Here is a 26,852-nt window from a genome sequence, read left to right on the forward strand (position 1 = left end):
TTTAGCCGAGTTCGTTTTACTCTTATAACTGTTTTATTTCTATAAAAAATTTATTAATTAACGCTAAAAGAAATAAGAGTAATTGTGATGATCTGGGATCTTTTAACACATCCTTCCAATATTGTTTTTAGCATTGCTTTAATGTTGTGTCTATTTATTGGCATTCTCGAATTAATTCTTCTATTATTCGGTGGCAGTGCTAGCTTCTTGGAACAGTTTTTACCTGATAGCCTGACTGATATTGATCATGCAGACCTTTCTCTAGAGCAGTCTGATAGTGTTCTGACTCAACTTTTAGAATGGCTTTATCTAGGTAAAGTACCTTTACTGATCTGGCTAATCATCTTCTTAACTATTTATGCGCTCACAGGTTTAATCATTCAAGATTTGTTCTATCAGTTTACAGAACATTATCTCTCTGCTTGGATCATTGCACCTGTTTGCTTATTTTTATGCATGCCATTGGTGCGTTATAGTGCTGCATTCATTGCCAAAATCATTCCTAAAGATGAAACCACTGCAATTCAAGCAGATGATTTAATTGGTAGAACAGCGCATATTATATTAGGGGATGCTAAACCCAACTCCCCTGCACAGGCCAAAGTTAAAGATCAATTTGGTCAAACTCATTATGTCTTGGTTGAGCCTGAACTTGATCTTGTTTTTCATCAAGGACAAGACGTAATTTTAACGCAAAGAACCAAAATTGGATTCCAAGCGATTGCTTGTTAATTTTTATATTTAATACATGAGGGTGTTTACATGTTGAATTCAGCATTGACTGAAATTTTAATTATTACTGGTATTATTTTTGCGGCACTCATCTTTATTGGCATTGTTATCGCGCGTTTATATACACGTTCGAGTAAAGAGGTTTCTTTTGTACGTACAGGTTTTGGTGGCGAAAAAGTCATTTTAAACGGTGGTGCGATTGTCCTCCCAGTTTTACATGAGATTATTCCTGTAAACATGAACACTTTACGTCTCGAGGTAAAGCGTGCAGCCGACCAAGCACTCATTACCCGTGACCGTATGCGTGTTGATGTCATGGCTGAGTTCTATGTCCGTGTAAAACCGATTGCAGAATCAATTGCAACGGCAGCACAAACCTTAGGACGTAAAACCATGTCCCCGCCTGAACTTAAAGATCTGGTGGAAGGTAAATTTGTTGATTCACTTCGTGCCGTTGCTGCTGAAATGGCAATGGAAGAGCTCCATGAAAAGCGTGTCGACTTTGTACAAAAAGTTCAACAAGTGGTGTCTGAAGATTTATCAAAAAATGGTTTGGAGCTTGAAACCGTATCTTTAACAGGCCTCGACCAAACCAGCTTTAAATTCTTCAATCCGCAAAATGCGTTCGATGCAGAAGGTTTAACCAAACTGACTGAAACCATTGAAGACCGTCGTAAAAAGCGTAATGACATTGAGCAAGATGCTGACCTTGCGATTCGAGCAAAGAACTTAGAAGCAGAACGCGCACGCTTAGAAATTTCGCGTGAAGAAGAATATGCAAAGTTACAGCAAGAGCGTGAAATCTCAATTCGTAAAGCTGAACAAACCGCAGAAATCGCCTCTCAAGAAGCAGGTAAAAAACGTGAAGCTGAAGAAGCTCAAATTGCGGCTGAGCGTGAAGTGGAACTAAAACGAATTGCTTCTGCTCGTGATGTAGAGAATGAAAATATCCAAAAAGCTCAGCTCATTCAAAAAGCACAGGTCGAACAAAAGAAAACGATTGAATTGGCTGAGCAAGACCGCGCCATTGCCATTGCTGAAAAATCTCGTGCTGAATCAGAAGCCAAGGCGCAAGCTGACAAAGCCCGTGCCGAAGCGGTAAAAGCAGAGGAAGAAGTTGTGACGGTACGTGAAACACAACGTGCTGAGCGTCAAAAAGCAGTCGAGCTGGTTGCAGCTAAACAAACCGCTGAGAAAGAAGCGATTGCGATTACAGTGGCTGCTGATGCTGGTAAAAAAGCCGCTGCCGATGAAGCAGAAGCTGTGCGTATTGCCGCAGAAGCAGAAGCTGAAAAGATTCGTTTAAAAGCTAAAGGTGAAGCAGATGCAAAAATCCTACTTGCTCAAGCGTTGGAAAAACAATATCAGGTTGATGCGGAAGGTGCGCGTGCGGTGAATGAAGCAGCCAATACTCTTTCTGCTGAACAGGTAGAAATGCAAGTGCGCTTGGCACTATTAAAGCATTTACCAGAGATCATTCGTGAAAGTGTTAAACCAATGGAAAACATTGATGACATCAAGATTTTACAAGTGAATGGTCTAAGTAGCTTTGCTGGTGGCGGTACTGTCGGTAGTGATACGGTTGAAAATAGTCAAACCTCTTTATCTGATCAAGTGGTAAATAGTGCCCTACGCTACCGCTCACAAGCACCATTGATTGACAGTTTAATGAATGAACTTGGCCTACAAGGTGGCGATATCAATGGTTTAACGCAAGGGCTTAAACCAAAAGCTGAGTAATATAAATTTTTTTCAGGATTGTCTTGTTCCATTACATTAAAATGGAACAAGACAAATTATTAAACACACTCAATCCCAGCCAATAAAGCAGAGATAAAAGTACGTTTATCAATGATTTCATTATCAAATGCTAGTTCAATACGATCAAATAGCGTAATAAAGTCTTCGCTGGAATCCAAAATTGTTGCATGAAGTAGAGTGATTAGTCGTTGTTGCGAAACCTGAGAGTATGTATGGAACTCAGGCAAAAGTAATACCTTTACAGCAGTAATAACATCCTCAGGCTTGTTTACATCCAAGCCATGCAGCTTTAAACAATCTTCATCGCTTACATAGTTTGCATCAAATACTTTGAGCAAACTAAGCAGATCTAATATTTCTTGTTTAGCTTTCATTATTTCACTTGAACTTATAGTTAGATTGTAAATGCAATATCTTGATGGCTTACTTCTTTGACTGCCCAATGGTTGATTAATACTCCTAGCCCATGTTCTGGTTCCCATGAACACTCAAAAAGCAAACCAATAGCCTCATCTTTTGGCTCTAATTCCCCAATGTAAATGCCAACAGAAGTCAGTAGTTCTTTAAGTTGAGAGGCATTTTCTACTGAGGGAATGAGATGGGCAAAATTCTCACCGAACTGAGCTTTTAAATCTACCCAACAGTCGTGATAATAAGCCAATATGCTTTCAAATATCTGTTCTTTCAGTTCTTTTTCTTTTTCACAAAATTGGTAAGCCAGATTTAATTGCCATTCTTCAATCACTCCACTTTCAGTAGGAATAGTTAAAGTGACTTCTTTTTCGAAAATTTCACTGACATAAGGAATAATATATCTGCCATATTCATCTGGCTCAATCCCTTCCAATGATATACCCGTAATCGACTCCATATAACGTTCCAGAAATTAGATCTATAACTCAATTACTTTCTTATTAAGATTTAAATTTATCAAAAAACAACCACATTAAATATTTTATCATAGCTATTCCCTCATAAATTAAATGTGAATTTTCTAGATAACATTACTCCAATAAAAAAACCCCAATGTCTCCATTGGGGTTTTTTTAAAGATTAAAATCTAACGTATTACGCTAAACCTTTCTCTTTTAAAACTTGCAACATAGTAGAACCAAGCTCAGCTGGGCTACGTGTGTAAGCCATTCCCGCACGTTCAAATGCAGCGAATTTCTCTTCAGCAGTACCTTGACCACCAGAAATGATCGCACCAGCATGACCCATACGCTTACCTTTAGGCGCAGTTACACCCGCGATGTAACCGACTACAGGCTTAGTCACGTTAGATTTGATGAATTCAGCAGCTTCTTCTTCCGCTGTACCACCGATCTCACCGATCATGATGATTGCATCAGTATCTGGATCGTCTTGGAACAATTGAAGCGCTTCGATCTGGTTCATGCCTGGGATTGGGTCACCACCAATACCGATACAAGTAGACTGACCTAAACCAAGCTTAGTTGTTTGAGCAACAGCTTCATAAGTCAATGTACCTGAACGTGAGATGATACCAATACGACCTGGTTGGTGGATGTGACCAGGCATAATACCGATCTTACATTCACCTGGAGTGATCACGCCTGGGCAGTTAGGACCAACTAAACGAGTACCGTTACCGTTAGTTTCTAAATAGCGTTTAGCTTTAAGCATGTCGATAGTTGGAACACCTTCAGTGATCACAACGATTAAGCCAACACCTGAATCAACCGCTTCAACGATTGAGTCTAAAACGAATGGAGCTGGTACATAGATTACAGATGCATCTGCATTTGTTTCACGTACAGCTTCTTTCATTGTGTTGAATACTGGTAGGTCAAGGTGAGTTGTACCACCTTTACCTGGAGTAACACCACCAACAACTTTTGTACCGTAGTCTAAAGCTTGTGCAGAGTGGAAAGTACCGTTTTTACCAGTAAAACCTTGTACCAATACTTTAGTGTCTTTATTAATTAATACGCTCATGATTGATACTCCTTACGCTTTAACTGCAGCTACAACTTTTTCTGCGGCATCAGATAAACCGTTCGCAGAAATTAATTTCAAACCAGATTCATCAAGTAATTTAGCACCTAACTCAGCGTTGTTACCTTCTAAACGAACAACAACTGGTACAGTTACGTTTACTTCTTGAACCGCTGCAATAATCGCTTCAGCAATCATGTCACAACGTACGATACCACCGAAGATGTTGATTAAAACACCTTGAACAGAAGTATCAGCAAGGATGATTTTGAACGCTTCGATTACACGCTCTTTGGTTGCACCGCCACCAACGTCAAGGAAGTTTGCAGGCTGACCACCATAAAGTTTGATGATGTCCATCGTTGCCATTGCAAGACCAGCACCGTTCACCATACAACCGATGTTACCTTCTAAAGCAACATAGTTAAGGTCAAATTCAGATGCTTTCAATTCACGCTCATTCTCTTGAGACTTGTCACGTAAAGCAGCAACTTTAGGTAAACGGTAAAGCGCGTTAGAGTCGATACCTACTTTCGCATCTACACATAAAATATCGCCATTTTCACGAACTGAAAGTGGGTTAATTTCGAATAATGCAAAGTCATTTTCAACAAATGCTTGGTAAGCAGCAGCCATGATTTTTACAAATTGGCTGATTTGCTTGTCTTTCAAACCTAAAGCAAACGCAACTTCACGCGCTTGGAATGGTTGTAAGCCAACTAATGGATCAACTTCAACTTTGATAATTTTTTCAGGCGTTTCTTCTGCAACTTTCTCGATTTCTACACCACCTTCGGTAGAAGCCATGAAAGTAATACGACGGCTAGAACGGTCTACAACCGCGCCTAAGTAAAGCTCACGTTCAACTGGATAAACGTCTTCAGCAACGATAATGCTGTTAACTGGTTGACCATTTGCATCTGTTTGATACGTTACAAGACGAGTACCAATGATGTTGTTAGCAAATTCGATAACATCTTCTTTAGATTTTGCAACTTTAACGCCGCCAGCCTTACCACGACCACCAGCATGAACTTGCGCTTTCATTACAGCGAATTTACCACCAAGCTGTTCAAATGCAGCAACTGCTTCGTCTGCATTTGTTGCCAAGATACCTTCTTGTACTGGCATGCCATATTCTTTCAATAATGCTTTAGCTTGATACTCATGTAAGTTCATTTAGTTACCTACTATGTTGTTTGTAGTGATACAGCCCTGATCTTCTTAAAACCAGACTGCTACATATTGAATCAATGCTTGTCTAAACCAGACAATCATCATCATTCAAAAAAGTGTGGCGAACCACACTTTATGTTTTATTTACGCTTACGTTGAATGGCGTGGATTGCACGACCATCAACCGAAAGCGCTGCTTCATGTACAACTTCTGAGAATGTTGGGTGACCAAAAGTCATCAACTGTAAGTCTTCAACAGAAGAAACAAACTCGAGCGCGATCATACCTTGGTGTACGATATCAGATGCATTAGGACCCACAACGTGCATACCTAAAAGACGATCTGTTTTCGCATCAGCAACGAACTTCACAAAACCAGCAGTATCACCCGCAGCTAACGCACGACCATTCACCGCAAACGGGAATTGACCAGCTTTAACTTCGTGACCTTTTTCAGCTGCTTGTTCTTCAGTTAAACCAACCCAAGCTGCTTCTGGATGCGTATAAATAACGCTGATGATTGTGTCATAGTTCACTTGAGCAGCATGACCGTGAATACGTTCAACAGCCATTACACCCTCTTCCATTGCTTTATGTGCAAGCATTGGACCGCGTACTAAGTCACCAATTGCATAAACACCTTCTACAGATGTTTGGCACTGATCATTTACATCAACTAAACCACGTTCAGTCAATTTAATGCCAGAGTCTTCTGCCAATAAACCTTCTGCATACGCTTTACGGCCTACACAAACGATTAACTTGTCAAAAACTTGTTCTTTGTCTTCACCAGCTTGATTATATTTAACCGTTACTTCGCGACCATTGGTTTCAGCACCAGAAACTTTTGCACCGATACGGATATCTAAACCTTGTTTTTTCAAGATTTTTTGATATTCCTTCGCCAGTGCTTTATCTGCCATTGGTAAGAATGCATCTAATGCTTCAAACACAACAACTTCTGAACCAAGGCGACGCCATACAGAACCAAGCTCTAAGCCGATAACACCAGCACCAATAACACCAAGACGCTTAGGAACTTCTGAGAATTTCAATGCGCCAGTAGAATCAACAATTAAGTCTTCATCAACAGGTGCTACAGGAATATTTACAGGTACAGAACCCGTCGCAAGAATCACGTACTTCGGCTCTAAAACCTGTACTTCGCCTTCAAAAGGTGTGAATTCTACTTTTTTACCTGCAAGTAATTTACCAGTACCTTGTAACCACTCGATACCATTACCTTTAAGTAATTGAGCAACACCACCAGTCAATTGATCTACAACTTTGTCTTTACGTGCCAACAAAGTGTTTAAATCAAATTTAACTTCACCTGTCGTGATGCCGTGTTCAGCAAGTTCATGAACAGTTGCTTCGTAACGGTGAGAAGAGTCAAGCAATGCTTTAGAAGGGATACAACCAACGTTTAAACAAGTACCGCCTAAAGATGGCTTACCATTGTGAATACGTTTTTCGATACAAGCGACTTTGAAACCAAGTTGAGCTGCACGAATCGCCGCTTCATAACCACCAGGTCCACCGCCAATGACAACAAGATCAAACTGTTGAGACATTTTTCTATTCCTTAAATCTCCCCCTAACCGCCTCTTTCACAAAGAGGGGAAATACCTTTAGTGGTAGTCCCCCTTTATCAAAGGGGGATTTAGAGGGATTTAAATATGTTAAAGATCAAGAATGAGTTTAGCTGGCTCTTCTAACAATTCTTTGATTGTTACCAAGAAACCTACAGCTTCTTTACCATCGATTAAACGGTGGTCATAAGAAAGCGCTAAGTACATCATTGGCAAGATTTCAACTTGACCATTTACCGCCATAGGACGTTCTTGGATTTTATGCATACCCAAGATCGCTGTTTGTGGCGTATTCAAAATCGGCGTAGATAATAATGAACCGAAAGTACCACCATTGGTGATCGTGAACGTACCGCCAGTCATGTCTTCGATGCCTAATTTACCGTCACGCGCTTTGAAAGCGTAATCACGGATACCGTTTTCCACTTCTGCATAGTTCATGCGGTCAGTATCACGAAGCACTGGCACAACTAAGCCACGCTCACTTGATACAGCAACACCGATGTCATAGAAACCGTGATAAACAATATCATCGCCATCAATAGAACCGTTCACTGCTGGGTAGCGTTTTAATGCTTCAGTCGCTGCTTTAACAAAGAAAGACATAAAGCCTAAACGAGCACCATGACGTTTTTCGAATGCATCTTTATATTGCTTACGCATTTCCATGATTGGCTTCATGTTAACTTCGTTGAACGTTGTTAACATTGCAGTTTGTTGTGTAGCAGCCAATAAACGCTCAGCAACGCGCTTACGTAAACGAGTCATTGGAACACGTTTCTCGATACGCTCGCCTACCGCAACGCTTAATGGTTGAACTGATGCAGCAGGTTTAGCTTGATGGCTCGCAACATCTTCTTTAGTAATGCGACCACCGCGGCCTGTACCTTGTACGTCAGCAGCATTGATACCAGTTTCAGATAATGCTTTACGAACTGCAGGCGCTTGGTTTTGATCAACTGCTTGAGTTGATGCCGCCGCAGGAGCAGCAGCTGTAGGAGCTGCCGCTGCTGGTGCAGCAGCTTCAGGAGCAGCTTCAGGAGCAGCTGCAGAAACAGCACCAGCTTCGAATTGAGCAATCACTTCGTCAGAAAGAACTGTATCGCCCTCACCTTTGATGATTGCAACTAAGCTACCATCAGCTGGAGCAACCACTTCTAAAACAACTTTATCGGTTTCAATGTCACAGATCACTTCATCACGTGATACAGGTTCACCTACTTTCTTGTGCCAAGTTGCGATCGTACCGTCAGCAACTGACTCTGGAAATACCGGTGCTTTAATTTCGGTTGCCATTATTTAGAATCTCCTGATTGTTCAACTTCAATCGCAAGTGCGTCATTGATAAGCTGAGCTTGTTGTTTTGCATGCAAGTATGGCGAGCCACAAGCAGGTGCGGCAGATGCTTCACGACCAGCATAGCTAATACGGATTTGTTTACCAGATTTAAGAACGTCTTCATACAAACGAGGAACGATGAATAACCAAGCGCCTTGGTTCTTCGGCTCTTCTTGTGCCCAAACAAGTTCTTGAATGTTTGGATACTCAGCCATAACTTCAGCCAAGCGTTGTTCTGGGTATGGATATAATTGTTCGATACGTACAATCGCAATGTGGTTTAAACCAAGCTCACGACGTTTTTCGAGTAAATCGTAATAAACCTTACCACCACAAAGCACTAAGCGAGTTACGTCAGCTTTGTTGATTTGATCAATTTCATCGATCACAGTTTGGAATGAACCGTTTGCTAATTCATCTAAAGTCGAAGTCGCAAGTTTATGACGCAATAATGATTTTGGTGACATCACGATCATTGGCTTACGAATCGGACGAACAGCCTGACGACGTAAAGCATGGAAAATCTGTGCAGGCGTTGTTGGTGTCATCACTTGCATATTGTCTTCAGCGCATAGCTGTAAGAAGCGCTCTAAACGTGCAGATGAATGCTCTGGACCTTGACCTTCATAACCGTGTGGTAACAACATGGTTAGACCACACACACGCTCCCACTTGGTTTCACCCGAAGCGATAAACTGGTCAATTACAACTTGCGCACAGTTAGCGAAGTCACCGAATTGAGCTTCCCAAACGATCAAGCTTTTCGGCAATGTCGTTGAATAGCCGTATTCGAATGCAAGCACTGCTTCTTCTGACAGTAAAGAGTCATAGACCGCAGTACGTGGCTGATTTTCTTTGATATGGCAAAGTGGAATATAAACAGAACCATCGACTTGGTTATGTAATTTGGCATGACGGTGCGAGAATGTACCACGACCCACGTCTTCACCAGTAATACGAACCAAGAAACCATCATCAAGTAAAGTCGCATACGCTAAAGTTTCTGCAGCACCCCAGTTGAGTGGCATTTCACCTGTTTGCATTTTCACGCGATCATCAATGACTTTTTGAACTTGACGCTGTAATACAAAACCTTCTGGTAATGTATTCATTGTTAAACCAAGCTCTTTCAAACGATCGATGCTGAATGTTGTATCCCAAAGGTCTGTATATTCATGGCCCAAATATGGGGTCCAATCGACAAACATCTTTTTATTTGGTTCACGAACTAAAGCATTGGCAACGTGATTACCTGCTTCTAAATCAGAACGATAGCCTTCAACCATTGCATCTGCGCTTGCGCGATCAAGTACTTTTTCCTGAACCAATTGATCAGCATATAAAGTACGCGTAGTCGCCTTCTTGTTGATCACTTGATACATCAATGGTTGTGTTGCAGATGGTTCATCTGCCTCGTTATGACCGCGACGACGGTAGCAGAACAAGTCTAAAATGACATCTTTACGGAAAGTATGACGGAAATCATGTGCAAGCTGAGTTACGAAAATCACAGCTTCAGGATCATCACCATTCACATGGAAAATCGGTGATTGGATCATTTTAGCAACGTCAGTACAGTATTCTGTAGAACGTGTATCACGTGGATCAGAGGTCGTGAAACCAACTTGGTTGTTGATCACGATATGGACTGTACCGCCCACTGTATAACCACGTGTTTGTGACATTTGGAAGGTTTCTTGGTTTACACCTTGACCCGCAAATGCAGCATCACCATGAACAATCACTGGAAGAACGTCATCACCGCCAATGTCTTTACGACGAACTTGACGTGCACGAACCGAACCTTCAACAACAGGTCCAACGATTTCTAAGTGTGATGGGTTAAACGCTAATGCCAAGTGAACTTCGCCACCTGGTGTCATTACGTTTGAAGAGAAACCTTGGTGATACTTAACATCACCAGAACCTTTTTTATGTAGGCTTTTACCTTCAAACTCACCAAAAAGGTCAGCTGGGTTTTTACCCATAATGTTAACAAGAAGGTTGAGACGACCACGGTGTGGCATACCAATCACAACTTCTTTACAACCAACACTACCTGCACGCTGGATGATTTCGTTCATCATCGGAATAAAAGACTCACCGCCTTCTACACCAAAACGTTTCGCACCAACGAATTTATTACCAAGATACTTTTCTAAGCCTTCTGCAGCGGTTAAACGCTCAAGGAAGCCTTTCTTCTGATCACTGGTATAGTTAAATTTACCGCGAACACTTTCCAAACGTTGTTGAATCCAACGCTTTTCTTTGGTGTCAACGATATGCATATATTCCACGCCAACTGAACTACAGTAAGTCGCTTCCATTGCCTCAACCATTTCAGACAATGTTGCTTCTGCTTTGCCAATTGCGAGGTTGCCTGTATTAAATACAGTATCAAGATCCGACTTGGTTAAACCGTGAGCAGATAAATCTAGGTCAGGAACGTCTTCGCGTTTCGCAAGACCTAATGGATCGAGTTTAGCTTTTTGATGACCACGGTTACGGTAAGCAGCGATGAGTTGTAATACACCAATTTGACGACGCTCATGTTCTGTACTTACAGTGCTTTGTACGACAGGCTGAACTCGGCTTGCATTACGTCCCAAAAGGAGGAATTGCTCGCGCACACTGCCGTGTGGTTGATCACCTTTAGGGTATTTATCGAAATATTCACGCCAATCCTCTGACACTGAGGTTGGAGAAGTTAGGTACTGTTCGTATAGCTCTTCAATATACGCTGCACTATCAGCGGAAAGTTCAGTGTCAAGACGCGATGCGTCAGCAACTTCTTGCATTTTTGGACCCATTTCCTATTGCAAAAAATAATACAGGCTGCCTTTTAAGCACACCCATGATTCATAGTGTCAAATTGGTAAACACGACACTACTACCCAAGATCATCCAACCTTGAGACATTATTACTACACATCAGGAGTATTCCCTTTGATGTAACAAATGAGCTACGCACCTTCAATTCAAGGCACATAACTCATTTTTCATACTCGATGAAATCGAGCAATTTTTTGCAAATCATTTTAGAAAAATTAACTGGATTTTTAACTTTTCTAAATTGACTTTTTCCATGAAATCTGTACAAATCTCTAAGACATTATCGTTCGATAACATCAAGAATCTGTTTATTTTTTGATTTCATTTGTGGCAGAAATCCTAACATGTTCTCAAGCTTGGATTGATTTTTTTGACACATACCATCCATAAAGCAGCGAAATACACATATCAAATTATATTCTAATATAGCGCCCTTTTGATAAAAGTTGCACTCCAATCGATCAAAAATAAACATTCTCTACAAATCTTGCACAAATGTTATTCGGTTTGATGAAAAATAGATCAATATATTTAACATATCGATTCTCATGATTTGGTTTAACAGCAAAATCTATAAATATTTAAGGCCGAATTGCTGAAATTCAAGCCTAATTTTTCCAAGTAAACACTTTTTAACCAAGCTCACCCTTTAAGCAAATTCCAATAAAAAAGAAGCCCCTTTCGGGGCTTCTTTTTTAAGCTAGAAAAAGTGGATTAACCCGCTTGATCTAACAACATATTACGAATGTGACCAATTGCCTTTGTCGGGTTCAAACCTTTAGGACATACAGATACACAGTTCATGATCCCTTTACAACGGAACAAAGAGAACGGATCGTCTAAACGAGCCAAACGCTCTTGTGTTGCCGTATCACGAGAATCAATGATAAAGCGGTATGCATTTAACAATGCAGATGGCCCAAGGAACTTATCAGGGTTCCACCAGAATGATGGGCATGACGTTGAACAACATGCACAAAGAATACATTCATATAGACCATCTAAGTGTTCACGTTCTGCTTGAGACTGTAAACGCTCTTTTGCTGGCGCAGGTTGATTGTTAATCAAGAATGGCTGGATCTTGTCATATTGATCATAGAACTGATTCATGTCTACAACCAAGTCTTTTACCACTGGTAAACCAGGTAAAGGACGGATCACAATCTTTTCTGGCAAGTCGTTCAAGTTCCACAAGCACGCTAAACCATTTTTACCATTGATGTTCACACCATCCGAACCACAAATACCTTCACGGCAAGAGCGACGGAATGTTAATGACTCATCTTGCACTTTCAACGCAAGTAACGCATCAAGCAACATACGGTGCTTATCGGTTAACTCAAGTTTGAAAGTTTGCATGTACGGCGCTTTATCCTTATCAGGATCATAGCGGTAGATTTCGAATGTACGAGTGCCTCTACTCATCTTTGTTCTCCCGATTAGAATGTACGTGGTTTAGGTTCAATTGCTTCAACCGTTAATGGGCTGAAACGTACTGGCTTATATTCAAGACGGTTGTCTGATGAATACCATAAAGTATGCTTCATCCACTCATCATCACGGCGACCGTAAGAATAAGTTGGGTGGTCAGGTGCTAACTCATAGTCAACAACTGTATGTGCACCACGACATTCTTTACGTGCAGCAGCAGAAATCAGAGTCGCCTTCGCAACTTCATATAAGTTTTCAACTTCTAATGCTTCAACACGCGCAGTGTTAAATACTTTAGATTTGTCTTTTAAATGAATGTTACGAACACGTGGTTCAATCGCAAGGATTTCTTTTACGCCCTTATCAAGCAATGCTTGAGTACGGAACACACCTGCGTGATCTTGTACGATGTCACGGATTGCATCAGCAACTTCTTGCGCGTTTTCACCCGTAGTTGAATCATCCAACTTACGAATACGCTCTAATGTATTTACCAATACATCAGTCGGAAGCGGTTGATAATCATCGCCATGATGTTTAGTCACGTAGTCAATGATGTGCTCGCCCGCTGCTTTACCAAATACTACAAGATCAAGCAATGAGTTTGTACCTAAACGGTTTGCACCATGTACAGATACGCAAGAACATTCACCAATTGCATAGAAACCTTTTACTGGCTTCACATAGTCACGTGTACCTTTATAAGAATACTCTTTAGTATCCTTATCATAATGCGCAGAGAATTCACCCTCTTCAACACCATGTGGAACAACCACTTGACCATGAATATTGGTCGGAATACCACCCATTTGATAATGGATTGTTGGTACGACAGGAATTGGCTCTTTGGTACAGTCAACGTTCGCAAACTTCTTACCAATCTCAAATACAGATGGAAGACGCTTCATAATCGTTTCAGCACCCAAGTGAGTCATATCCAATAAGATATAATCCGCCTTAGGACCACAACCACGACCTTCTTTAATTTCTTGGTCCATAGAACGTGATACGAAGTCACGCGGTGCCAAGTCTTTTAAAGTCGGTGCATAACGTTCCATGAATGGCTCGCCGTCTTTGTTACGAAGGATACCACCTTCGCCACGACAACCTTCAGTCAACAATACGCCTGCGCCAGCAACACCCGTTGGGTGGAATTGCCAGAATTCCATATCTTGCAATGGAATACCTGCACGAGCCGCCATACCAAGACCGTCACCAGTATTAATATAAGCATTGGTTGATGCGCGATACACACGACCAGCACCACCTGTAGCGAACAAGGTTGCTTTCGCTTGGAATACTGCAATGTTACCTGTTTCTTGGTCAATTGCCGTCACACCAAGGACATCACCTGCTTCGTTACGGATTAAGTCTAATGCAATCCATTCAACGTAGAACTGAGTACCCATTTTTACGTTGCTTTGATACAAGGTATGAAGTAACGCATGGCCTGTACGGTCAGCAGCAGCACACGCACGCGGAACTGCTTTTTCACCATAGTTTGCAGAGTGACCACCAAATGGACGCTGATAGATCGTACCATCTTCGTTACGGTCAAACGGCATACCTAAGTGTTCAAGCTCGTATACCACTTTTGGCGCTTCACGTGTCATGAACTCGATTGCGTCCTGATCGCCTAACCAGTCAGAACCTTTTACCGTGTCATAGAAGTGATAATGCCAATTATCTTCTTGCATGTTACCTAACGACGCACCAATACCACCTTGAGCAGCAACTGTATGCGAACGTGTTGGGAATACTTTGGTTAATACTGCAACTTTTAAACCTGCTTGAGCAAGTTGATAAGCAGCACGCATACCAGAACCACCACCACCAACGATAACTGCGTCGAAAGTGAGGTTTTGAATATTTGAATAATCTTCTTTAGGGTTAATTGCGCCCATGATCTCTTCCTATCAATTTGCCCAGAAAATCTGGATACCCCAGATTGCGTACACGAACACTGAAATAATGACAGCAGAAGTGAGTACAAGGCGTAAACCTGAAGCTGAAGGGCCCATTTGACGAGTCGTTACATAATCAGTAAAGACTTGCCACATACCAATCCAAGCGTGTGCAACGAGCGCTAACACTGCTAATAAAGAGAAAATCTTCATTGGCAACGTCAACATAAAGCCAGCCCACTGTTCATAACCAAATCCGCTATTGCAAAGGATCCAGCCAAACAAAACCACAGTGTATGCAGCTAACACTACAGCACTGACACGTTGGATATACCAATCGCGAGAACCTGAACCTGTTAAACCTGTAGCACTTTTCATCAGAACATAATCCATACGAATGCTGCGACAATACCAATCGCAGACAAGATCAATGAAACTGTAGCAGCGATACGACCGCTTTGAAGTTCTTCAGCAAAACCGAGGTCAGCAAGTAAATGCTTCACGCCTGCGATAAAGTGGAAAATCAAGCCAGCTACAAATACCCATACGATGAAACGTACAATGATATTTCCGAAAACGACATTTTTAACGTAGTCAAATCCTTCTGGTGAAGATAAAGATTTATCCAAAATCCATAAAAGAACTGCAACTAATACGAAAACGATTACACCTGATAGACGGTGTAGAATTGATGCAATAGCCACGGGTGAGCGTAAATTTACCGCTAACACCTGACCCATGGACAAATTGACAGGTCTGTTGCTTTTCACAGCGGGCATCCTGTAGGTAGAAACTCCAACTGGAGTTTGTTTGAATTAATTCAAAGGAAAGCTGGCATTGTTAGGCAAGCACAGCACATGCCTAACCTATAAACGACAGCGAATTATAAAACGTGAAATATCAAAATACAAACAATCAACTTTCGCTTTAGTCGAAAAAAACTTTAAATAAGAATCATTCACACGCATAATAACGGCGATAAATGCATCAAGTTTTATCAAAAACAACTATCTATTTGTTTTGTAATGATAAAAATAAAATACTATTTTTTATAGATACTTTTTAATTTTATAAATTCTTTTCTTGTTATTTCACAAAAAAGTGCCCTTTTCAGCTTCAAAGCAACACAAATTTTCTACCTTTATATATAGTCAAAAATAATACCCCTCATTTATATATTAAATATAATCAATTAATAATATATTTTCATAAATCAATTAACCAAAATTAATCAGTCATTTTTTATACAAATAATCGCACCATAATGGGTCAATTATTACTCCATAAATAACGCTTTTAGATGGTTTTTGAATGAACAGTTCACCTCAAACCTTAACAAATAGAGGGATTGCAAGCGTCATAAGTATTTATTTTATAAGCAGCAACATCCGACCCAAATAAAAATTTACTTACAATTGGACTGATGCTTCATTTTTTTTATGCACCTGAAACTTGATTTGACATATTATACTCGACCGGTGCTGTGATTTTACTCAGTTTTTTCTTCGATACTGAATGACTAATTGACTGTAGCAACGTCATTTTTTATCCCTAAGTATAATTGACAAAATTTTAGTAGCCACTAATCTTATAGCAAATTTTGACACCGTCTGATTCGCACATGACAAGATTAGTATTTCGAGTCAGATAATCATTCACCAGGACAGGAGATCTATTGAATGTCTGCAGCAACTGGCAAAAAAGCCGTATTACAGCTTGATGGCAAAGAAATTGAATTACCAATTTACAGCGGCACATTGGGCCCAGATGTAATTGACGTTAAAGATGTATTAGCATCAGGTCACTTTACTTTCGATCCTGGTTTTATGGCGACAGCTGCTTGCGAATCTAAGATCACATTCATTGATGGTGACAAAGGTGTGTTATTACACCGTGGTTATCCAATTGATCAATTAGCGACTCAAGCAGACTACTTAGAAACTTGCTACTTATTGCTAAATGGCGAGCTTCCAAATGCTGAACAGAAAGCAGAATTTGATGCGAAAGTACGTAACCACACAATGGTTCACGATCAAGTAAGCCGCTTCTTCAATGGTTTCCGTCGTGACGCTCACCCTATGGCAATCATGGTTGGTGTTGTTGGTGCGTTATCTGCGTTCTATCACAATGGTTTAGACATCGAAGATGTGAACCACCGTGAAATCACTGCAATTCGCTTAATCGCGAAAATCCCTACACTTGCAGCGTGGAGCTACAAGTACACTGTAGGTCAACCATTCATTTACCCACGTAATGACCTTGGTTATGCAGAAAATTTCTTACACATGATGTTTGCTACTCCTGCTGACCGTGATTACAAAGTAAACCCAGTTCTTGCTCGTGCAATGGATCGTATCTTCACGCTTCATGCTGACCACGAACAAAATGCGTCTACTTCTACAGTTCGTCTTGCTGGTTCTACTGGTGCGAATCCGTATGCATGTATCTCTGCTGGTATCTCAGCACTTTGGGGACCTGCTCACGGTGGTGCAAACGAAGCTGTACTTAAAATGTTAGATGAAATTGGTAGCGTAGAAAACGTTGCTGAATTCATGGAAAAAGTAAAACGTAAAGAAGTTAAACTCATGGGCTTCGGTCACCGTGTTTATAAAAACTTCGACCCACGTGCGAAAGTCATGAAAGAAACTTGTGACGAAGTTCTTGCTGCATTAGGCATCAACGATCCGCAATTGCAACTTGCAATGGAACTTGAGCGTATTGCGCTTAACGACCCGTACTTCGTTGAACGTAAACTTTACCCGAACGTAGACTTCTACTCAGGTATCATCTTAAAAGCGATTGGTATCCCAACAGGTATGTTTACAGTAATCTTCGCGCTTGCACGTACAGTTGGTTGGATCAGCCACTGGTTAGAAATGCACAGCGGTCCTTACAAGATCGGTCGTCCACGTCAGCTTTACACAGGTTCGACGCAACGCGACATCAAACGTTAATTTCGATTAGCGTGAACAAAAAAGGATGCTTCTGCATCCTTTTTTTATTTTATCGGTTATGCTCTTGGAATAAAGCTTAAACAACATTCATTTTGCATAACTACTTTTATCGAGCCAATGAGCAAAAAAACCACTGTTTTGATGCAAGTCACACTACCCGCCTATCAAATAAAAATTGCGTCTTTTACGTTGTTTTTATTGATGATCATACTGACTTGGCTGCTACTCGTTTACTTTAGTTATGATCTAAGCCTGTACTATCTTTATCAATTCCTGCCTTTCTTCGCCCAACTACTCAGTATTGCTTTAATGTTTGCTTTATTGATCCCAACGCTTTACCTCTATAACCAGCTTTATCAGAAATACTTTAGATGCTGCATCACCTTTAAGCTATATCAGCAAGGCATTGCACTGGATGATTCAAAACAATCTACTTTTTTCTCTTGGCTAGATTTGATTCAGATACAGCTTCGACAACAACAAACTCAAATCCATAGTTTTCATCTCTTAAGTAAAAACAAACCTTATCGACAGTATTTTTATTTTAACTCATGGATGTGGCCTGCCACCTTAACCCAGCAACATTGTGAGTTTTTACCATTCTGGAAAAAACTGGAAGCTCTAGCAAAACAGCAACAGTTGCAACGCATTCACAGCTCTAGTAGCAACCAAAAGACTCATATTGAGATAAGCACTTTAATTGCAGATCAACAAGCGCTAGACATTTTCCAACGAAAACAGAGATGGTCTGCTATCGCATTAACACTTGGTATTTTAGTCAGCTTTAGTCTTTTTATGGGTTATCTACTCTGGCATGAATTTGAGGATGGCAGTATTGATCTACCCCATCAACAAACACAGGCAATCTCTGGCACAAATTTCGAAACTTTTCAGAATCAGGTCTATATTTTTAAACAAGGTCAAGGTACTTTTTTAGTTCCTCAAGTAAAGGCTAATCAATTTACAGGTTTAGCTTTAGGCAATCTCCCTGATCGTGCAGATGAGCTGTATAGCAATGTCGGTAAAACACCACAACATGTTTACTGGCAAGACCACATCTTGTCACAATTAAATCCTGCGCAAACAAGCTATTTAGGCAATGATTTCACCAAAGATGGTCAACAGGTTTATTTTCGGGATATACGCTTAACCAACGCGAATGCCGCACATTTCACGGCAATATTGCATCCAAGATTCAATACGCTTGGCTATTTTTATGCTAAAGATAATCAACAGGTCTATTACAAAACAACGGTCTTAACAGATTTAGATCCTCAACAGAGTCAAGCATTTCCAAATAATAGCCAATATATTCACGATCAGCATGTTGTCTATTACCTAGATAAAAAGCTTCACGGATTAAATGCTCAACAGACTCAAATTTTTAGCGGCAACAACCGTTTTAGCCACAAGCTTAATTTAGCAACAGATGGTCATGCTTATTACTTAAATGAACATCGATTACCAACTGTAGCCGAGTATAAATTTGGGGGAACTACCCCTGTTGTCGTAGCGCAACTACAACTGCTCGGTAGCCAAAGTAGCGAACCCTACCCAGGAAATTTCAGCTATTTTTTCGCTGATCAACAACACATTTATCTCTATGATGAGTTTTATCAAAACCTAAAAGTTCTGTACCGTTTTAAGCATCCAGTAGAGTTAAAGGTTTTAGATGATCGACGTTTTAGCGACGGGAAAAATATTTACATCCTGACCGAAAAGATCTACCGCTCTAGAGGTCGCTCTTCTGGAACCACCACACATGGTTTTAAAATCAGCCTGATGCGTGAAAAAGACCAGCAGATCATCGCTCAGTATTTTGCCCGTAATCCAAGTGCCTTAAAACTATCCAACCTGCTTCAGGATAGGGACATCAACTAAACTCAGAATATGAACAAGATAAGCTAGATGTCGATCAACACTTTTCATGATCGACAAGACTCTCTACAACAGGTGATTGTCTTAAATCTCATCTTCTTCTAGCTCTAATGCACGCAATAAAGTATTGCTGATGCCATCGGCACGCAACCATGCCAACTCATAACTCGCCTTTGCTAAAGCCAGTACACGACGTTCAAACTCATCCCAAATCGGCTTAACTTGTGCATCACTAATACCAAGACCACTTTCATGCGCCAAATGTTTATTCTTTTCACAAATCTTTAAGGCGTGGTACAACTTGCGCCCTTTACTCGCACTCTCCAATACACGGGTACGCTTATTCTGAATAAAGCCCTCAATATGCTGTACATTCGCATGAGGTAATAAAGGCACCAAGATCTGATCAAGTTGTGCATCTAAGCGTTTCCACACCATCAAGCGTTGCTCAGCCGTATAAGTATTCCACTGAATCACTTCATGATTAAAGCGGCGACAGCCACGACAGACTAGATCACCAAATACCGTTGAACAGCGCCCTGCACATGGGGTCAATGATGGAATTCGACGATCATTACTCAAAACCAACTCCTCTAAAACCATATTTATTTTATGGTTTTCTCGCTTATTTTCAGATTTCGCGCTAAAATGTGCGCCTTATTTTTCTATCTTAATACATTTGGAGTTATCCATGAACGCTACTGTAGAACAGCTTGCACCTGTAGAACAGCAAGCGACCAATAATTGGGTTGTTGCAGCACTATATCAATTTAAAGAAGTTTCAGATGCAGCGGATCTGCAACAACGTCTTTTGGACTTAGTGAATAGCATCAATTTATGTGGAACTCTGATTGTAGCCTCTGAAGGAATTAATGGAACTGTTGCTGGCGACCGTGCCGCGATTGATACAGTTCATCAATTCCTTTTGAACGAAGGTTTTAACGCAATGGAATATAAAGAGTCAGAAAGCTCTGAAAAACCATTCCGTAAAATGAAAATTAAACTCAAAAATGAAATTGTAACTTTAGGTGTAGAAGTTAAGCCACGTGATTTAGTCGGTCACTATCTTGACCCTAAAGAATGGAATGAATTGATTAATCGTGATGATGTGATCTTAATTGACACACGCAATGACTATGAATACAAAGCAGGCACATTCAAGGGTGCAATTGATCCTAAAACAGAAAGCTTCCGTGAATTCCCTGAATATGTAAAACAAAACCTTGAACAGCATAAAGACAAGAAAATTGCGATGTTCTGTACAGGTGGTATCCGCTGTGAGAAATCAACTTCATTGCTGCTACAAGAAGGTTTTAACGAAGTTTATCACCTGAAAGGCGGTATTTTAAAATACCTTGAAGAAACCCCTGCCGAAGAGAGCATGTGGGAAGGTGAATGCTTCGTCTTTGATGGCCGTACCGCGGTTACACACGGTGTTGAAGAAGGCGAAAATATTAAGTGTCACGCTTGTGGTTGGCCACTGACTAAAGTTGAAGCCGAGTTACCAAGCTACGAGCATGGTGTTTCTTGTGTTTACTGTATCGACAAAACCACTGACAAGCAAAAAGCGGGCTTCCGTATGCGCCAGTCACAAATTGCAGCAGCAAAACGCAAACGTCTATAAGCTGAAAAATTAAATTTAAAGCCATAGTTAAACTATGGCTTTTTTATTGTGCTGATAAAAATCATGTAACGATTCGGCTATTGAGCGTTACATCAACTACAACTATGCTAAAAACAATAATCAAATGAATCATATAAGGGCATTATGGGACTGGAACAATGGGTCTTATCGATCATGGAGAAACTTGGATATTTAGGTATCGCATTTTTAATGTTTCTGGATAATGTCTTCCCCCCTATTCCCTCTGAAATCATTATGCCTTCAGCAGGCTATACTGCATCAAAGGGCGAACTTACCCTGATCGGTGTCATTATTGCAGGCAGTGCAGGTTCAATACTCGCAGCGATGCTATTGTATTGGATAGGACGCAAAGTCCCTCAGCAACGTCTGTTTAATTTTGTAGAGCACTATGGAAAATATCTTCGTATTCAGGTGGCTGACCTAGAAAAAGCCTTAATGTGGTTTAACAAACATGGACATCGCATTGTTTTCTTTGGTCGTATGATTCCAGCTGTACGTTCTTTAATTAGTATTCCTGCTGGTATGAGTAGAATGCCTTTTGCCAAATTTATGTTCTACAGCACTGCTGGAACCGTGATTTGGACCAGTTTTCTGGCCTACCTAGGTTATCATTTTAGTGAAAATCAGGCACTGATGCTGGCGATTCTGCAACGTATCAGCTACATCATTTTTGCGCTTGTACTCATTTATATCGTGTGGTGGATAATCAAAAAGTTTTATCTGAATAAATCAAATCCCTAAAAGCGCAGGCTTGGTGACAACGATCATTCAGCTTTTGTTTGATCAAATGAAGCCAACCACAATTGACTCTTTTGCATTTCATCTTTCAGCCAATCTCTAAACACCAACTTGCGAATATCATCCTCAAAGGGCTGAGCTGATAATAAATGATAAGCGGAGCCATCAGCATACACAGCTGTCAGCCGATCCAGCATTTGATATTTTATTTCCCGCTCAACCATATAGGCAGAAACCACAGTCGCGCCCAAGCCAGCCAAACAAGCCTCTATACACAAATAAAAATGCTCCAGAGACGACCTTTTTAAATCCTTCAACTGTTCTGGGTGCTGACGCTTAAACTGTTGCCATAGTTTTGCTCTAGACTTGGAAATAAACACTTGTGTCGGTGCTGCACGATCATTCTTCCTGATCACACCTAACATCTGCTCATCTGCAATTTTTTCGCTATGGAGCACATCACCCCAATCGAAGTCATCCCGCCTTAAGGCCAAGTCAATGTTCTGTGAAGCAAAATCGACAGCCCCTCCACCCGTCAATAAACTGACTTCAAATTCAGGATAAAGCTGCTTAAAGTGTAGCAACCGAGGAATGAGCCATTTCATTGCAAGTGTGGGTTCACAAGAAAGAATTAAGCTCTTTTGCGCTTTGCTATATTGCTGTAATTGTAATAAACACTGATCTATTTGCTGGAATACCTGCTGGCAACAATCAAACAGTACTTCTCCTTCTGAGGTTAAAGTTAATTTTCTGGCTTCACGTACAAATAACAGCAAGCCTAAACTTTCCTCCAAGTTTTTAAGTTGCTTGCTCACCGCACTTTGCGTCACAAATAGCTTTTCCGCAGCAACAGTCACGCTTTCATAACGCGCGACATAATAAAAAAACTTGAGTGAATTCAAAGACACTCTCTCAATCATTCCAAAAACTCATGTATTGCAGGAATTAACTTCAATTTTAAATATAGCAAAAATATGAAAAATATAAAAAATCTTTAATACATCAATTTAGGAATAGATGAGTGAATGAAATCATTGCAGTAGCCTTAGTCACCCTGCTAGCGGTCATCAGCCCTGGTGCAGACTTCGCCTTAGTCACTCGAAACAGTTATCTTTATGGTCGTCATTTGGGTATATGTACAGCCTATGGTATTGCGATGGGTGTCTGGGTTCATATCAGTTATAGCTTAATTGGACTCACTTTTTCACAGCAATATCTCCCTAATTTAATTCAACTGATTCAATATATTGGCGCAGGCTACTTGATCTATATTGGTTATAAAACCTTTACGCAAGTCGCCATTTTATTTGATAGAAACAGCAATGACATTACACCTTGGCAGGCCATCAGACATGGTTTCCTCACCAATAGTCTCAACCCCAAAACCACACTTTTTGTCATGAGTATTTATTCTCAAGTCATGACCAGCAATAACAACCTACACACGTTAATTGGATATGGTATTTTTATTTCTGGCAGTCATTTAGTTTGGTTTTGCCTCATTGCGATTTTTTGCTCCACTCCTTTCATTCGAAATAAAATTCTCGCTCGCCAAGTCAGTATTAATCGAGTCATTGGTTGTATCTTGAGTGCTTTAGGAGTGAGTCTGTTTTTCGCTCATTTTTAAAACGGCCTAAATACAAAGCCGAAACACCAACAATCGGCAATAAAAAAACGCCTGCTAGAGGCGTTTTAATATTCTATTTGTTTCTCATTCATCAAACACAATAACCGCAGTATTAGCGGCATGTTTATGCTGGTGTATGGTACATCAGATAAAGTTCATTTAAATTATTTGGAATTTCTTCCGCTAATTCATCCATCAACTGACCATTACGGCGGAAAGATTCCATTTGTGGATCTTCTTCATCAATTCCACTAAACACCATAATTGGTAATGTTAAATCGATAAGCTGTTCTTCAAACTCAGGCGCGAACCATGCATCCTCATTAAGGAACATGGCATCAACAAAACCAACACTCCAATCACCTAAGCTCGATTCAACATCTGCTTCTTCGATTTCAAATGGAAACTCGATTCCATTTTCATTGGCTAAATCTTGACGAATAGATTCCAACCAAAGCTTAACCTGCTCAAGAACTTCAGCAGGAAGTTTCTTTTGATTACTTTCGAACAGCTCATCTAACCAACGATCAAATTGTGGACCAACTGCAATCGCACACAAAAAGCCATGAGTCGCTGCAAAATCTAGACCATATTCATTTTGATCGCCGTCAAGATAGTTACTCAATAAGTCTAAATCTAACGTGCTCATTCTTTAATCCAATTTTAAAAATACATCGCCAACAGCATAACATTTTCGGACATAAAGTCTTAGCAATTTTGCTTAGTCTTCGTCATCAAGATCATCGTCGTCGAAATCGTAATCAAAATCTTTGAGTTCTCGTTCTAAACGACGTTGCGCCAGAAGCTCATCGATCAAACGGCGCTTTTCTAATGATTCTTTGGCAGTAATTTTTCCAGATGACTCATCAAAACCTGCATCATCTTCACCATAGTTATCATCATCTAATTCAAAATCTGTAGAAGACACTAAGTACCTCTAATGAAAAAATATAAATGGGTCTAGCCGCTATTTATCGGTCTTAGCCAGCCTTGTCAAGTTTTATTTGTTTTTTTTGTGATAAAACGATGTTTTGTACTTTTTTTCGTCAGTTTTTTTGTGTATTTATAATCTAAGAACAATTGTAATTAAAAAACATCTTTAATCAGGACTGACTGCTTGAAAATTTATGACTTAACCCCATATTCAAGAAACGAACGTGAAATCAAAGCTATTTTTTATTTAAAGCAAACCGATCAAACCCAAAACATTCGTCGTGAATTGTGCTATCATGCACGGTTTTTCACCGCCACAGATTCAACAAAAGAGTAAGCAAAGATGAGCGATATGAATTCCCCTACTTCGCAAGTAGCGGCTCTGATTAGCCGAGGCAAAGAGCAAGGTTATTTAACTTACGCTGAGGTTAACGATCATCTACCAGACTCAATTACGGAAAGTGAGCAGATTGAAGACATCATTCAGATGCTTCAAGACGTTGGTATTCCAGTGCATGAACGTGCGCCAGAAACTGATGACACCATGTTTGGTGAATCAACTGAAGCGGCTGACGAAGTTGCCGAAGAAGAAGCTGCTGCCGTATTAGCATCGGTTGAAAGTGAGCCTGGTCGTACCACAGACCCTGTACGTATGTACATGCGTGAAATGGGTACGGTTGAACTTCTTACACGCGAAGGCGAAATTAGCATTGCAAAACGCATCGAAGAAGGTATTCGTGACGTTTTACATTCGATTGCTTACTGGCCAAATGCGGTTGAAGTTGTTTTACAAGAATATAATGACTTTTTAACAGGTGAGCGTCGTCTTGCCGATATTCTCTCTGGTTATTTAGATCCAGAAACTGACGAAGATATTCCAGAAGTTCTTGAAGAAGAAGCTGAGCTTGAAGACGACGAAGGTTCTTCATCTAAAGCAAAAGACGTCAAACTCGATGATGATGACGAAGAAGAAGAATCTGAAGGTGATGATGATTCAGAAGGTGAATCAGGTCCAGACCCTGAAGTTGCTAAAGTTCGTTTCTCTGAATTAGAAGCTGCTTGGAATGAAACCAAAGCGGTTGTCGCGAAACATGGTCGTGATAGTGATGAAGCAAAAGCTGCGCTTGAAGCACTTGCTGCTGTGTTCATGATGTTCAAATTTACACCACGTTTATTCGAAATCATTTCAGAAATGATTCGCGGCACACATGACCAAATTCGTGCAAATGAACGTGAAATTATGCGTTATGCAGTGCGTCGTGGTCGTATGGATCGTACTCAGTTCCGTACAACGTTCCCTGAGCAAGAATCAAATCCAGCTTGGTTAGACGAACAAATTGCCAAAGCACCTGCTGAAACCAAAGCACATTTAGAAAAAGTGCGTCCTGACGTATTGGCATTCCAGCAAAAAATTGCTGATATCGAGAAAGATCTTGGTTTAAACGTTAAAGATATCAAAGATATCTCGAAACGTATGGCAGTTGGTGAAGCAAAAGCGCGTCGTGCTAAAAAAGAGATGGTTGAAGCAAACTTACGTTTGGTAATTTCGATTGCGAAGAAATACACCAACCGTGGCTTGCAGTTCCTCGATCTGATTCAAGAAGGTAACATCGGTTTGATGAAAGCCGTAGACAAGTTTGAATATCGTCGTGGTTATAAATTCTCGACTTATGCAACTTGGTGGATTCGTCAGGCGATCACGCGTTCGATTGCTGACCAAGCACGTACCATTCGTATTCCAGTACACATGATTGAAACCATCAACAAGATCAATCGTGTTTCTCGTCAACTTCTTCAAGAAATGGGTCGTGAACCGACACCTGAAGAGTTAGGCGAACGCCTGGAAATGGATGAAGTTAAAGTTCGTAAAGTACTTAAAATCGCAAAAGAACCGATTTCGATGGAAACACCGATCGGTGATGATGAAGATTCGCATCTTGGTGACTTCATTGAGGACTCAAACATCACTTCACCAGTGGATGCTGCGACCTCGGAAGGCCTAAAAGAAGCGACGCGCGAAGTGCTTGAAAACTTGACTGAACGTGAAGCAAAAGTATTGAAAATGCGTTTTGGTATTGATATGCCAACCGACCATACTTTAGAAGAAGTTGGTAAACAGTTTGACGTAACACGTGAACGTATTCGTCAGATTGAAGCGAAAGCGTTGCGTAAACTTCGCCACCCTTCTCGTTCAGAACACTTACGTTCTTTCTTGGAAAACGACTAATATTTGGGAAATCTTGCGCTAGACCAAAGCATTACATTGGCTTAGCACAAGACTTGAAGTTCAACACTTCATCCCCATCTATGTATTAGATCAAAAGCGCCTGCACTGATGCAGGCGTTTCAAAT

Annotated in this window: 23 protein-coding genes; 8 read left to right on the forward strand and 15 right to left on the reverse strand. The window is 40.6% G+C overall.

From position 1 onward, the window contains the following. Positions 1-87: 87 nt before the first annotated feature. Both NDN11_RS13965 and NDN11_RS13970 read left to right on the forward strand, forming a co-directional pair. Positions 88-732: a YqiJ family protein gene (locus NDN11_RS13965; protein ID WP_251109981.1), complete on the forward strand. Its 645-nt coding sequence runs from the start codon at positions 88-90 to the stop codon at positions 730-732. Positions 733-762: 30 nt separating this feature from the next. Beyond that, on the forward strand, positions 763-2,472 hold the full coding sequence (locus NDN11_RS13970; protein WP_251109982.1) for a flotillin family protein: 1,710 nt from the start codon (positions 763-765) through the stop codon (positions 2,470-2,472). A 59-nt stretch (positions 2,473-2,531) separates the two neighbouring features. Here NDN11_RS13970 and NDN11_RS13975 read toward each other — a convergent pair whose 3' ends face one another. The 11 genes from NDN11_RS13975 to sdhC form a co-directional block, all read right to left on the reverse strand. Continuing rightward, complete coding sequence (locus NDN11_RS13975) at positions 2,532-2,867, reverse strand: hypothetical protein (RefSeq protein ID WP_251109983.1); 336 nt, start codon at positions 2,865-2,867, stop codon at positions 2,532-2,534. A 20-nt stretch (positions 2,868-2,887) separates the two neighbouring features. Continuing rightward, positions 2,888-3,364: a DUF6985 domain-containing protein gene (locus NDN11_RS13980; RefSeq protein ID WP_251109984.1), complete on the reverse strand. Its 477-nt coding sequence runs from the start codon at positions 3,362-3,364 to the stop codon at positions 2,888-2,890. 197 nt (positions 3,365-3,561) lie between these two features. After that, the gene (sucD, locus tag NDN11_RS13985; protein WP_003655479.1) at positions 3,562-4,452 is read right to left on the reverse strand and encodes a succinate--CoA ligase subunit alpha; all 891 of its coding nucleotides are present in this window, start codon (positions 4,450-4,452) and stop codon (positions 3,562-3,564) included. Positions 4,453-4,464: 12 nt separating this feature from the next. After that, entirely contained in the window at positions 4,465-5,631 is a 1,167-nt protein-coding gene (sucC, locus tag NDN11_RS13990) for an ADP-forming succinate--CoA ligase subunit beta (protein WP_003655470.1), read from the reverse strand. Positions 5,632-5,768: 137 nt separating this feature from the next. Next, positions 5,769-7,202 (reverse strand): dihydrolipoyl dehydrogenase, encoded by a 1,434-nt coding sequence (gene lpdA / locus NDN11_RS13995; RefSeq protein ID WP_251109985.1) that lies wholly within the window; start codon positions 7,200-7,202, stop codon positions 5,769-5,771. Between the two features lie 108 nt (positions 7,203-7,310). Continuing rightward, complete coding sequence (gene odhB / locus NDN11_RS14000; RefSeq protein WP_251109986.1) at positions 7,311-8,516, reverse strand: 2-oxoglutarate dehydrogenase complex dihydrolipoyllysine-residue succinyltransferase; 1,206 nt, start codon at positions 8,514-8,516, stop codon at positions 7,311-7,313. Then, a complete protein-coding gene (locus NDN11_RS14005; protein WP_167249559.1) occupies positions 8,516-11,356 on the reverse strand; it encodes a 2-oxoglutarate dehydrogenase E1 component in 2,841 nt (946 codons plus the stop codon). The genes odhB and NDN11_RS14005 overlap by 1 nt, the downstream gene beginning before the upstream one ends. A gap of 748 nt (positions 11,357-12,104) precedes the next feature. Then, positions 12,105-12,815, reverse strand: coding sequence for a succinate dehydrogenase iron-sulfur subunit (locus NDN11_RS14015; protein WP_004664446.1), 711 nt, complete (start codon positions 12,813-12,815; stop codon positions 12,105-12,107). 14 nt (positions 12,816-12,829) lie between these two features. Further along, a complete protein-coding gene (gene sdhA, locus NDN11_RS14020; protein ID WP_167249561.1) occupies positions 12,830-14,725 on the reverse strand; it encodes a succinate dehydrogenase flavoprotein subunit in 1,896 nt (631 codons plus the stop codon). 12 nt (positions 14,726-14,737) lie between these two features. Beyond that, positions 14,738-15,103, reverse strand: coding sequence for a succinate dehydrogenase, hydrophobic membrane anchor protein (gene sdhD, locus NDN11_RS14025; RefSeq protein WP_005243783.1), 366 nt, complete (start codon positions 15,101-15,103; stop codon positions 14,738-14,740). Beyond that, positions 15,103-15,504, reverse strand: a complete 402-nt coding sequence (sdhC, locus tag NDN11_RS14030) for a succinate dehydrogenase, cytochrome b556 subunit (protein ID WP_050559990.1) — start codon at positions 15,502-15,504, stop codon at positions 15,103-15,105. The genes sdhD and sdhC overlap by 1 nt, the downstream gene beginning before the upstream one ends. Before the next feature lie 900 nt (positions 15,505-16,404). Here sdhC and gltA point away from each other — a divergent pair. Together gltA and NDN11_RS14040 are read left to right on the forward strand one after the other, a co-directional pair. Continuing rightward, positions 16,405-17,679: a citrate synthase gene (gene gltA, locus NDN11_RS14035; protein ID WP_004652200.1), complete on the forward strand. Its 1,275-nt coding sequence runs from the start codon at positions 16,405-16,407 to the stop codon at positions 17,677-17,679. 117 nt (positions 17,680-17,796) lie between these two features. Further along, the gene (locus tag NDN11_RS14040; protein WP_251109987.1) at positions 17,797-19,560 is read left to right on the forward strand and encodes a DKNYY domain-containing protein; all 1,764 of its coding nucleotides are present in this window, start codon (positions 17,797-17,799) and stop codon (positions 19,558-19,560) included. Positions 19,561-19,641: 81 nt separating this feature from the next. On the opposite strand, the gene NDN11_RS14045 is transcribed toward NDN11_RS14040, so the two are convergent. Continuing rightward, a complete protein-coding gene (locus tag NDN11_RS14045; RefSeq protein WP_032857212.1) occupies positions 19,642-20,139 on the reverse strand; it encodes a DUF1289 domain-containing protein in 498 nt (165 codons plus the stop codon). A gap of 109 nt (positions 20,140-20,248) precedes the next feature. On the opposite strand from NDN11_RS14045, the gene trhO reads away from it, so the two are divergent. After that, positions 20,249-21,181: an oxygen-dependent tRNA uridine(34) hydroxylase TrhO gene (gene trhO, locus NDN11_RS14050; protein ID WP_167249565.1), complete on the forward strand. Its 933-nt coding sequence runs from the start codon at positions 20,249-20,251 to the stop codon at positions 21,179-21,181. A 144-nt stretch (positions 21,182-21,325) separates the two neighbouring features. After that, positions 21,326-21,943, forward strand: a complete 618-nt coding sequence (locus NDN11_RS14055) for a DedA family protein (RefSeq protein WP_251109988.1) — start codon at positions 21,326-21,328, stop codon at positions 21,941-21,943. 23 nt (positions 21,944-21,966) lie between these two features. Here NDN11_RS14055 and NDN11_RS14060 read toward each other — a convergent pair whose 3' ends face one another. Then, positions 21,967-22,860, reverse strand: coding sequence for a LysR family transcriptional regulator (locus NDN11_RS14060; RefSeq protein WP_251109989.1), 894 nt, complete (start codon positions 22,858-22,860; stop codon positions 21,967-21,969). 101 nt (positions 22,861-22,961) lie between these two features. Between NDN11_RS14060 and NDN11_RS14065 the strand changes: the two genes are divergently transcribed. Beyond that, positions 22,962-23,567: a LysE family translocator gene (locus NDN11_RS14065; protein WP_251109990.1), complete on the forward strand. Its 606-nt coding sequence runs from the start codon at positions 22,962-22,964 to the stop codon at positions 23,565-23,567. Positions 23,568-23,691: 124 nt separating this feature from the next. Here NDN11_RS14065 and NDN11_RS14070 read toward each other — a convergent pair whose 3' ends face one another. Continuing rightward, positions 23,692-24,216, reverse strand: a complete 525-nt coding sequence (locus NDN11_RS14070; RefSeq protein WP_004803148.1) for a YecA/YgfB family protein — start codon at positions 24,214-24,216, stop codon at positions 23,692-23,694. Positions 24,217-24,288: 72 nt separating this feature from the next. Continuing rightward, entirely contained in the window at positions 24,289-24,495 is a 207-nt protein-coding gene (locus NDN11_RS14075; RefSeq protein WP_004803146.1) for a PA3496 family putative envelope integrity protein, read from the reverse strand. A 348-nt stretch (positions 24,496-24,843) separates the two neighbouring features. Between NDN11_RS14075 and rpoD the strand changes: the two genes are divergently transcribed. Next, entirely contained in the window at positions 24,844-26,727 is a 1,884-nt protein-coding gene (gene rpoD / locus NDN11_RS14080; RefSeq protein WP_251109991.1) for an RNA polymerase sigma factor RpoD, read from the forward strand. The last annotated feature ends 125 nt before the right edge of the window (positions 26,728-26,852 follow it).

The sequence above is a fragment of the Acinetobacter sp. C26M genome (assembly GCF_023702675.1).
GTDB lineage: Bacteria > Pseudomonadota > Gammaproteobacteria > Pseudomonadales > Moraxellaceae > Acinetobacter.